Here is a 10,333-nt window from a genome sequence, read left to right as displayed (position 1 = left end):
ACACCTGCTGATCCTGGACGACTGGGGGCTGCAACCGCTGGACCAAAATGCCCGGCTGGCTCTTTTACAGATCATGGAAGACCGGCACGGTAAGGCTGCTACGATCATCACCTCGCAGCTTCCGGTCAGTAAATGGCATGAGTACATTGGCGATCCGACACTGGCCGATGCGATCCTGGACCGGCTTACTCACAAAGCCCACAGAATGGAGTTAAAAGGTGAGTCGATGCGACGCAAACAGAGTCTTATTGTTGAACCGTAAACTTAACTAACTTTGAGTGGTTGCTACCCACAGGCGGGGTGGGTCAGTTTGCGCCGAAACGATAGGGTTACTTTGTCCGGAATATACACGAAGGAGATCAAGGCACAGCCAGGTCATGCTGTACTGACTACCTTTTATCAATTCTCACGGTACTGGGAGAAGTATGAAGAGCCCGCCTTCGATTACATCATTGTTGAGGAGGCCAGTCAGGCGTTTCTGACTACACTAGCCGGTGCTGTAAAATTGGGTCAATATGTTATTGTGGTTGGTGATCCTTACCAGCTCGAACCAATTGTTCAATACAATAAAGCATTCGAGCGGTTTAAGGGAATTGAACGATTAGTAAACGGGCTACAGACACTTTGTTTCATGTCTAATGTTCCCTTCTACCGCAAAATCGAAACGCGCCGACTTATGGAACGGGCAACACGTTTTACAAACCTGTTTTATCAGAATACGATGCGTTCACTTGCACTCAATAAGAGTCTGGCTTTGGATAGAGAGCAGCTTGGTTCTGATTGGGAAAGCATAATCCCCGATGCGGGTGGACCTGTCCTTTGTACCTATAGTGGTCAGGCTATTGGCAAGCAGCTGCCTGCTGGTGCCATCCAATTCGTTGTGAAGCTGCTCATTAATTTATTTGCTAAATTACACAAGCAAGATATAGCTGTATTAGTGCCGTTTCGGGAAACATTATCGCAATGCCAACGAGAACTAAAGCCGCGATTCACTGCCAATTCGTTGTTGATTGAGACAGTTGACCGGGTACAAGGCTTAGATGTAGACTATTGTTTCTATATACTTCCGGATGCATCCTATACGCATTCGTTGAGTCAAAATCGTTTTAATGTTGCGACCAGTCGTGCTCGTAAAGCCACATTTATTATTGCTCATCGACAGATTACCAAACTAGCAGCTACCAGTCCTGTTGTTTTAAAATACCTGACCGATTCAGCAATTGAATACCGAATGGAGATTTAAACTAACATGTTATTACTCCACTAGGCGAGGTATATATTCCGGCATCGAGGTTCTGATTCAATTTAGGTGAGAGGGTAGTATTTTGCCAGGTTTGGGCATGGATTTGTCTCAACTACTGACCGGTCACTTCTTGCCTATAAGCCAGAAGGTTTCACCAACTTCGATTCAAATCGCCGTATTAACTGGCCTGCTTTGCGCCGGAATATATACATCATGTTAGTAAATGGTAAAAGAGCTTAATAAAATGTAATCTAGTTGGTATATATAACAGCCGTTTTAGGAAATGACAGTTAGCCTTGCCTTGCTAAGCCGATAATAAATCCCCCAGAAACTCCGAACAAGGCTCGACGCTGGTAATAAGCAGTTGGTCCCTGGCTCGGGTACAGGCTACATACAACAAGTGTCGTTCTGTTTCATAAACATCATCCAAATCGGCATAATCAGTAATTGCTTCGATACGCTCCTGGGAGGGTAAAACTTCATCATCGCAGGCCATGACAATAACAGATTTAAACTCAAGGCCCTTCGCCAGGTGCATGGTACAAATAGCCACTTTTGTACTCACAGTTTCTACACGTTCATCTAGGATCAGGTATGGGAGCCCCGCTTTTTCAACCGCTGCCCTGGCTCTGTCAATTTCCCGATGGGAACGCACAAATACACCGATTTCATGAGGAGATAAGCCTGAATGGCGTATCACTTGTATCCGGTCTGCAACAAAGCTTATTTCTTCTTGCTGTGTTTTAAATGTCTTAAATTCGGGGGAGGGGCCATTAAACACTGATACAGTGCCTCTGCGCTTTTCTACATTGCCGTCGGCATCGGACAATTCTGACCCTAATAATTGATCGGCTTTTTCCCGGATTTGATGAGATGTACGATAATTGACTGTAAGTGTTTTGGATCTACCCTGGACTGATACACCAATCGTTTTCCAGGAAAAAGGCTGTTGGAATATCCGTTGCCCTATATCACCGGCGAAAAACAGCGCATTAGGTTTCGTCGCACCCATAGCGGCTAAAAACCGTAACTGGTAAACGGTAATGTCCTGTACTTCATCAACAATGGTATAATCGTATGGTAGCCTTGCGGGCATTAAGGCTGCTAGTTGGGTAAATACTTCAGCTACCGTTACCTTATTAGCTGCTTTCAACTGTTCAATAACCTGACTAAAAATAGCCCAAAGCTTGGCACGCTGTGCTTCAGGGAGCTTCGTTTTCCGACCTAACCGTTTGACATCCCGGTACTCTTCCCATGTCTTTAATTGCCAGGCATCTACGACCTGTTCCCACTCCGAAAGAAGGAACGATAAACTAAATTTTTGCCCTTCGACGCTTGAAGCAGCTGTTGCCAGCGTTTCGGTAAGTTCTTCGATTGAGGCAACGACTGGCGGTGATACTTTTAATCGATACAGCCTCAAACCTACCTTATTAATGGGGTCAACATCAATACGTTCGGCAAGGTGTGGCTCGTTACTAATCAGCCGCCGGAGCTTTACTTTTAAGGCATTGGCGAGAATATCCGAAAAAGTTGTCAGCAACAACCGTGCATCTGGATTTTGCCGGGCCAGGTAAACGGCTCTATGTAAAGCAACAATAGTTTTACCGGTTCCTGCCGAACCTGAAACACGGGCTGGACCAGAATAGTCTCGTTCTACGATACTGCGCTGGTCTGGATGCAAAAAAACAGCCCACTTATCCCAGGGCGAATCCAGTGCCTGACGAAGCTCTTCTTCATTACGCATGACACGGAACCGCCGTTGGGCATCAGGATGCAAGAACGGATTTTCAGATGATTGACGTACCGGAGAGATTGCTGGCGTTCCTCCGGTTGCTAATTCAAGTAGGGCTTCGCTGGCTTCTGCCGGAAGGTGTTCAACCAAGGCTAACAGGGTATCTTCGTCAGCTGATTTGACATCCTGAAGCCATTCTACCGGCACCCCATGGCTAAGGAGCCTGTCTTCTGAAATGCCTTCAAATAGCCGTTGGTGGCTTGCTCGTCCTTTCGTTGGTGTAGTGGAAATGTATACCGGAACAACAATCTCCTTTATCGTTTCCCTGATCTCAACAAATTGGGCAGCACCCGTGCGCGGGTGAATCTCCAGTTTCCGGCGCTCTGCCCATTCATAGGCTTTGTCATGGTGGCCGACAAAGCATAGCAAAAAGCTACTTTCGGACTTATGGATAATAAGTCTGATGTCGTCATTGACACGCACAGACCAGAAGTGCTTGTCTCTGGCGCGGTCAAGTTTATGGAGGCTTAAAGCAGGGTGCGCCGGATTCAGCTGTAAATCAAACGCGGTGTTTTTTACTGCTTTTTGCTCATCGCCCGTCAATTTGGCGAGGCTATCTGTAAACGTATCGGCAATGCGGAATTCCATTGTTGGGTGGGATGATTAGTGGTTAGTTAGTGAACCCGGAACACTTTCATGACTTCATCGCCAAGGTGGTTGATGACTTTAACAGCAATGCGGCCCGAGATGGGTTTGGGGAACGGCCGCGAGGTGTCGCTGTTGAGCGACTCCCAGGCGTCGGCGTTGATCTCGGCCTTGAGCGTGGTCTTTAGGGCTTTGTAGGGGTCATTAGCTCCCAGAAAGTAAGCGTGCCGCACGAAGAAGCTTTCTTCGTTGTAGTCGGTATCGATAAACCAGCAGGCAATGCCCTCGGCTCCATCGGAGCGGACTTCACCGGTGCTGGGGTGAAACACATCGACGCCGTTGATACGTACCTGAATCTGCCCGTTATCGGCCGGCAGCAGGTCGATGTCCGGCTCACCGAATACGACAAACAGGTTGCCCTTGCCGGTGTTCTTCAGGTCCTCGGCCATGTGCAGGTCGGCATTCATGCGGGCTTTCAGGACCGGTATGCCCCCAAGCTTGTTGAAGTCGGTGGTGTGGGCCTCGAAGTTGAAGGCGCAGCCAATGAGCACATCGAAACCGGCATCGGCGCACTCGCGGGCGGCCTGTACCAGATCGGCGCGTTGTACCGTGCCAAACTCCGGCCCGATGAAAATACCGGCCCGACGTTCGCGCTCACCCTCCTGATACCGCCCTTCGGCGCAGATGAGGTCTCCGGGCCAGCCGGTGAGCGATGTGAAGTTGATTTTGTCTTCTTTGTGTGCCTGCTGAACGCCCGCACTCTTGAGGTTTTCCAGAATCATCTGCCCGAAGGTGCGCTCACCGCCATAACCCGCTTTGCTCTCCTGTACGGCCAACGGGTCGATAAGGTTGTCGTCTTCATCGACGCCGAGGGTGCGGTGGGGGCTGAGGCTCTCGACCGTGAACGGCCCGGCCACACGTACCTTGCGTTTGTCGTCGTAGGGTTTGTCGTAGAGGTACTCAAACTCGGCTTTGGCGGCAATGCTGGCGTCGATTTCCTTCTGCCGGGCGATGCGGGCCTGCCACCACTGGGTGTGGAGGCCGGTAGCCCCGGCCGACCAGCTCGGTTTGGCCTCGCGGGGAATCTCCCACTCTTCCCATTTCTGCTCGAGTTGATCGTTGAGGGCCGCCCGCAGCGGCTCCAGCTTCTCCTGCCACTTGTCGTAGATGACGTCGATTTCGGCGTTGTTGGCGATGGCACCGAGCGTGATACGTGGAACGCGCTCGTAGACGAAGCCGTGACGGATGTTGCCACGCGTGGGCTGAGTACTCATGGCCGAACGGGTAACCTCTGCTTCTTTTTTTTGGCCTTCCTGCGAATCAGCCAGCAGGTAAAACGGATAGCGGGCACCCATCAGCCGGGTACGAGCTAAGGCCAATGCCACCCGCGATGTATCAATCGTTATCCATCGACGGCCCCATTGTTCGGCGACGTAAGCCGTCGTTCCTGAACCGCAGGTTGGGTCGAGAACTAAATCACCGGGGTCAGTAGCCATGAGAAGACAACGTTGAATTGTCTTTACTCCTGTCTGAACCACGTAAAGTTTATCATCGGTGAAGCTACCAGTTCCTGTATCATGCCAAAGTTGAGAGACCTGAACAGCCCCAAAATCATCTATTTTTCGTACATACTGGATACTATTCTTCGCTTTGTGGATTCTACCTGCTTTTGCTAATCTTTTGAGTCCACCTAACGTAGTCTTTGACCGAATTGAATACTCGTTATTTTCAAAGTTAAAGTTAACAACTGGATTTCCTTGAGAAGTAATATTATCGGGTTTATAAACAAAATACTCATCGGGAATGTGATTTGTGTCTTTTTCCTCTTGATTAAGAGCACGATATTCTCCAGCATTATTACGTATCCAAGAATAAGTATCCGCCGTTCCATCTCCTTTAGTTTTTCCTAAATAAGGACGACGAAACTTTAATTGATGTTTAGATTTTCCATACCAAAGTAAGATGTCAAAACGACTACTTAGATAGTTTGAAGATAACCCTGTTGTCTTGGCGAAAACAATTTCTGAAACGCAATTCTCATCCCCAAACACTTCATCCATCACAGCACGTACCCGATGTACGTTTTCGTCGCCAATCTGTACGAAGATGGAACCAGAGTCGGTGAGCAGGTCGCGGGCTACGGTCAGGCGGTCGCGCAGGTACGTCAGGTAGCTGTGGATGCCGTCGCGCCAGGTATCGCGGAAGGCTTTCACCTGTTCGGGTTCGCGGGTGATGTGGGCAGCATTGCCGTCTTTCACGTCGCGGCTCGTGGTGCTCCACTGGAAGTTGGAGTTGAACTTGATGCCGTAGGGTGGGTCGAAATAGATACACTGCACCTTGCCCCGCAGGCCCTCGCGCTCGGCCAGGCTCGCCATTACCTGTAGCGAGTCGCCCAGAATCATGCGGTTGGTCCAGTGTTGGTCGTGCTGGTAAAACTCCGTTTTGTCGACGCCCTGCGGGATGCCGTTGAAGTCGGCAAAAAGGTCGGCCATGATGCGGCCCTGCGCGTAGTCCTGCGTTTTGCTTTGCCGCAGCAGGTCGTCGATCAGCGCTTTGGGGTGCACCTTCTCCTGAATGTATAGCGGGGGCGCGGCCACCATCAGGTCGCTCCAGTCCTGTTCGTCTTTGCCCCGCCACACCAGTTGCGGGTCGAGGTCGCGGTTGCGCCGTTCGTAGGCCACCTGCAGCGGGTCTTTGGCCTCTTTTTGCAGCATGGACTGGTATTCGGCCGTCGGTATGTTCCGGCGGGTATCCTCGGTATGCGTTAAGGCGGTAATAAGTTTATTGGGGTTGCTAGACTTCGCCATTATACAGGTTGTTGGGTAGATGTGTTAATAATCTGATTAAGCTGCTCCTCCACCTTGGCGGCAAAGTCGGCTTCAATCTCGTACACATCGCGGAACTCGGCAAACGCCCAGCGGCCAAACTGACGGCTGTTGTTGACGCCCGGAATCCAGTAATTTTCAATGGTTGCTTTTTTCTCTTTGGCATCTTCGCGCCGGTAGCCCTTGATCTCGATAATCAGGTGCAGCAGGTCGTCGGGGCCGTGGCCATCGTCTACCAGTACCACAAAATCGGGCAGGTATTTGCGGTTTTCGGAGCCAAAGCGGTAGGGCACCTCCAGGCCGAGGTTGTGGTTTTTCACGTACGCCTTCACGCGCGGGTGCTTCTCCACAATGCGGCAGAACTCAGCCTCCCAATCGCTGTCGAGAATGACCCAGTTGATCTGACACTTCCGCGAGTCGGTTTCCCAGCGTGTCGCTTTCGAGGTGTTGAAGTTCACAAAGCGCGTGGAACCGATGGGGTTATACGGGTCGGTAACCGCCTTGATGGGCCGTTTGTCGGCAAAGGCCCGCGTAATAGCCGCGTCGATGCGGTCGCAGGCGATATCGGCCAGCATTTTGTAGCGCAACTGCGCCGGGTACGTACCGCCCTTACAGGTCAGGCAGGTGTCTATCCACTCCTTACAAATGCGCTTAAGCTGTCCGAACAGATACAGTTTGGGGGCACCGTCGGCATCGCGAAACTTGGTAAAGAGCAGATGCGACGTAAGCTCGTAGATCACCTGCGAAGGCCGCATATCGCCGGTATGCACCAGATTCAGGTCGACCCGTTCGCCAATGATACCGGAGTTCTGCGTTTCGGTAGCCCCCACCAGCGCCGGTGTCAGCTCCAGCATCGAATCTTCGTTGAATACGGCTGTTAACCGTTCTTCGGGCAGCTCGACGCGGTAACCCTCCACGCGGGGGAATGTAATCTCCAGTTCGTCGCGATCGGGGCGAATAGCCCGCACCTGAATTGTTTCGCGGGGTTTCTGCGGTTTCGAGATCACCGGCTTAGCCGTAAAGTCGAACGGAATGCCCAGCACATCAGCGTATTCGGTATTAAACAGGCCCTCTTCGTTGAGGTCGTACGATTGCCGACGCAATGCCCGGCCAATCACCTGCTCGCAGAGGAGTTGCGTACCAAATGCCCGAACGCCCAGCACGTGCGTGACGGTATTGGCGTCCCAACCTTCGGTGAGCATCGATACCGACACCACGCAGCGAATAGATCCACCCAAGCGACCGGGGCGCCCTACTGTGTTCATCACCTCGCGCAACAGGTCCTGATCGGTCAGGTTATCGGCCGACCGGGCATCGCCGGTGCGTTCGATGATTTCTCGCCGGAAACGTTCAATCTCATCGGCCGCCATCTTCCGGAAATTATCATCCAGTGCTTCGCCCGATTCCAGTTGCTCACTGTCGATAAGCAGCGTATTGGGTCGGGCCAGCGGGTTGCCGTGTTCATCGAAGTTGCGGAACAACGCCAATCGCCCGTTCTCGAAGCTTTTAGAGCCATCAGCATTGGTGCGGGTAAAGCCCGAAATAAAATCGTATACCAGTTTTGAGGTAGATGTATTGTTGCAGACGATGATGAAACAGGGCGGCACCTTGATACCATGCTCCTGCCAGAGGTTGAACGTCTTTTCGTAATGGCCATATAAGGCTTCCAGCGCCGTCTGTAGTTGAGTTGGTAAATCCAGTGGATCGAGTGGTGTGCTGTTGCCCCGGCCTTTCTTAGGCATTCTAAGACGGATGTGCTCCCAGAGATTGCGGAACATCGGCACCTCAGCACCCGGAATGTTATCAGCAACCGGTACGCGGGGCAGCTTCACGATACCGCATTCAATGGCATCCATGAGCGAGAAGTCGCTCATCGTCCAAGGGAACAACGTACCTTCAACGTACCCCGAACCCTTCAGAAAAAAGGGCGTGGCCGACAGGTCAACCACTCTGACAAGGCCAAGCTTACGTTTTACGGCTTCCAGCCCCGAAATCCAGAGCCGGGCGGCTTCGCGGTTTTGCTCGGCTTCAGACTTATCTTCCCCTTTTAATTCAGAAATATCTTCTTCGGCTTCCGGCTTTTCGCGATAGCAGTGATGAGCTTCATCATTGATGGCCATAATATTTTTCATTCCCATCAAGTCAGGCATCACCCGCTGAATCATCTGCCCTTCTGTTTCGAGGGTATTCAGTTCTTCACCACCACGGCCTTGCAACAACAACCTTCCCCCCTTCGACATCTCGATCCGCTCCCGCAGTTTAAAGGCATGGTAGTTGGTGATCACAATTTTGGCCCGCTGCAAATCGTCCAGCATATCGGGCGGAACAAGTTCGCGGCTGGCGTAGTAGCTGTCAGGGTCGTTGGGTTGCAATACACGCAGGCGGTCCTTGATCGTGATACCCGGGGTGACGATCAGGAAACCACGGGTGAAGTTTTTGCTCTGAGGCCGTCGCACAGCATTGATGGTTTGCCAGGCGATGATCATAGCCATTACGGTTGTCTTGCCCGCGCCGGTCGCCAGTTTAAAGGCAACGCGCATCAATTCAGGGTTGGCATCATTGTTGGCATTGGCTAAATGATCCAGCAACGCTTTACCCGCTTTTCCGGCACCAGGAGCCACCTCGGTTAACCAGATTGCCGTTTCAACCGCTTCGACCTGACAAAAGAAGGGGCGAATGCTGCTGAACTTATGGCTGCGCCAGTGCTGCAGCAACCGGGCAGTTTCGGGCGTTACCTGCCATTGAGCGGGGTTTGGTAAACTACGCCACTTCTCTACCTCCTGACGTACTTGATTGATAATCGACGTCGGATCGTATTGCTGTTTGTCAGTAGACAATCCCTTTCCTTCGTCAAAAATGAGGGATTGTTGCCCTTCGTTTTTTTTCCGTTTCCGGGGTTTAGGAATTGGCGTTATAAACTCGGCAGGTCGACGTCGGTCGATGATCTGTTGGGTTGGCTGCCCATCCTTATCCAGTTCCCAATACCGCGTGGGATAGTCGTACGGGGAATTCAGAATGGGGTGGTCAAAGAAACGGTTTTGCATATACTGTTTTCTAAATCAGCCTGTTTTATACAATTATATCTTGTGAAAATAGTATTAAGCTACGTTAAGATCTGCAATCTAATACTTCCTGGTCTTTTGTAACTTATGAGCATGAAATTTTTATATTTGAGGCTATCATCGATATGTTGCAAGACAAAAGCAGAAAGTACATGCAAAGCAATAACACACTAGAATTCAATGACTTTTTTGTGATTTACAAGAATGTTAAGTCTGTCATGGATTTGCAGCTTCTGGATGCGGATCCTTTGGTTGTAAATATTGTTCCTTTCAAACGTCCGTTTATATCGAGATACATAACACCTTTATTTACATTGTCATTGCTGGATGGAGCAACTGATACCCCACTTATACCCGTTTGCCGATTAGGTGATAATGACGGAACCAAGCTATACACACTATTTACAACACACTCTTCTTTAAAAACCTGGTTAATAAATGCGGAGCTTGCGGAGAAGATAAAGTACTGGTCCTGGCAGCTTGAATCAATCAGAACCTTGGTAGAACTATTAGACAGGTTTCCGGAGCCGACAGTTTGGATTTGGCGTGAAGCAGTTAGAGGGGTTCGTGGTTCTGAATTTGCTGATAGAAACGCAAGACACTTTATATACACATTTCTTAGTTATGCTTTTACAAAAGGCGATCTGGTAATCGAAGATCATACTGTTAGTGATGAAAATAACCGTCGGGTAAAAGAAGTGTCTTATCAGGGCTCAGGGTATGTGGCAGATGTCTTATGTGGAGGTGGTGTGAGATGGTCTAATTTATCGGCACAGTGAACTTGCTTAACTTCGCAAGATCATGCAGCAACTAAGCAGACCTAAAA

General features: G+C 50.4%; 6 protein-coding genes. 3 read left to right on the top strand and 3 right to left on the bottom strand.

Features of this window, described 5'->3' with window-relative positions; all coding sequences use genetic code 11:
* Positions 1–262, top strand: a 262-nt coding sequence (locus AC23NW_RS35515) for an ATP-binding protein (RefSeq protein ID WP_487455392.1), incomplete at its 5' end; no start/stop codon positions are given.
* Between the two features lie 12 nt (positions 263–274).
* Complete coding sequence (locus AC23NW_RS35510; protein WP_487455391.1) at positions 275–1,243, top strand: AAA domain-containing protein; 969 nt, start codon at positions 275–277, stop codon at positions 1,241–1,243.
* 304 nt (positions 1,244–1,547) lie between these two features.
* Here the strand turns inward: AC23NW_RS35510 and AC23NW_RS35505 are convergent, their stop codons facing one another.
* From AC23NW_RS35505 to AC23NW_RS35495, 3 genes are read right to left on the bottom strand one after another with little or no spacing between them, the layout of a single operon-like run.
* Positions 1,548–3,623: a 3'-5' exonuclease gene (locus tag AC23NW_RS35505; RefSeq protein WP_487455389.1), complete on the bottom strand. Its 2,076-nt coding sequence runs from the start codon at positions 3,621–3,623 to the stop codon at positions 1,548–1,550.
* A 26-nt stretch (positions 3,624–3,649) separates the two neighbouring features.
* Positions 3,650–6,427 carry a site-specific DNA-methyltransferase gene (locus AC23NW_RS35500; protein ID WP_487455387.1) on the bottom strand — a complete coding sequence of 926 codons (2,778 nt, stop codon included), beginning with the start codon at positions 6,425–6,427 and terminating at the stop codon, positions 3,650–3,652.
* Complete coding sequence (locus AC23NW_RS35495) at positions 6,427–9,489, bottom strand: BPTD_3080 family restriction endonuclease (protein ID WP_487455385.1); 3,063 nt, start codon at positions 9,487–9,489, stop codon at positions 6,427–6,429. The genes AC23NW_RS35500 and AC23NW_RS35495 overlap by 1 nt, the downstream gene beginning before the upstream one ends.
* A 170-nt stretch (positions 9,490–9,659) precedes the next feature.
* Between AC23NW_RS35495 and AC23NW_RS35490 the strand changes: the two genes are divergently transcribed.
* Positions 9,660–10,286: a hypothetical protein gene (locus AC23NW_RS35490; RefSeq protein ID WP_487455383.1), complete on the top strand. Its 627-nt coding sequence runs from the start codon at positions 9,660–9,662 to the stop codon at positions 10,284–10,286.
* Positions 10,287–10,333: the final 47 nt, after the last annotated feature.

The sequence above is a fragment of the Arsenicibacter sp. R0_47 genome, assembly GCF_057652235.1.
Note: the sequence above shows the minus strand (reverse complement) of the source record. Positions and strands in the feature narration are given on the sequence as shown.

Excerpts from the sequence above, each read along its gene's own strand:
- AC23NW_RS35505 (WP_487455389.1), bottom strand. The coding sequence starts at position 3,623 with ATGGAATTCCGCATTGCCGATACGTTTACAGATAGCCTCGCCAAATTG.
- AC23NW_RS35500 (WP_487455387.1), bottom strand. The coding sequence starts at position 6,427 with ATGGCGAAGTCTAGCAACCCCAATAAACTTATTACCGCCTTAACGCAT.
- AC23NW_RS35495 (WP_487455385.1), bottom strand. The coding sequence starts at position 9,489 with ATGCAAAACCGTTTCTTTGACCACCCCATTCTGAATTCCCCGTACGAC.
- AC23NW_RS35490 (WP_487455383.1), top strand. The coding sequence starts at position 9,660 with ATGCAAAGCAATAACACACTAGAATTCAATGACTTTTTTGTGATTTAC.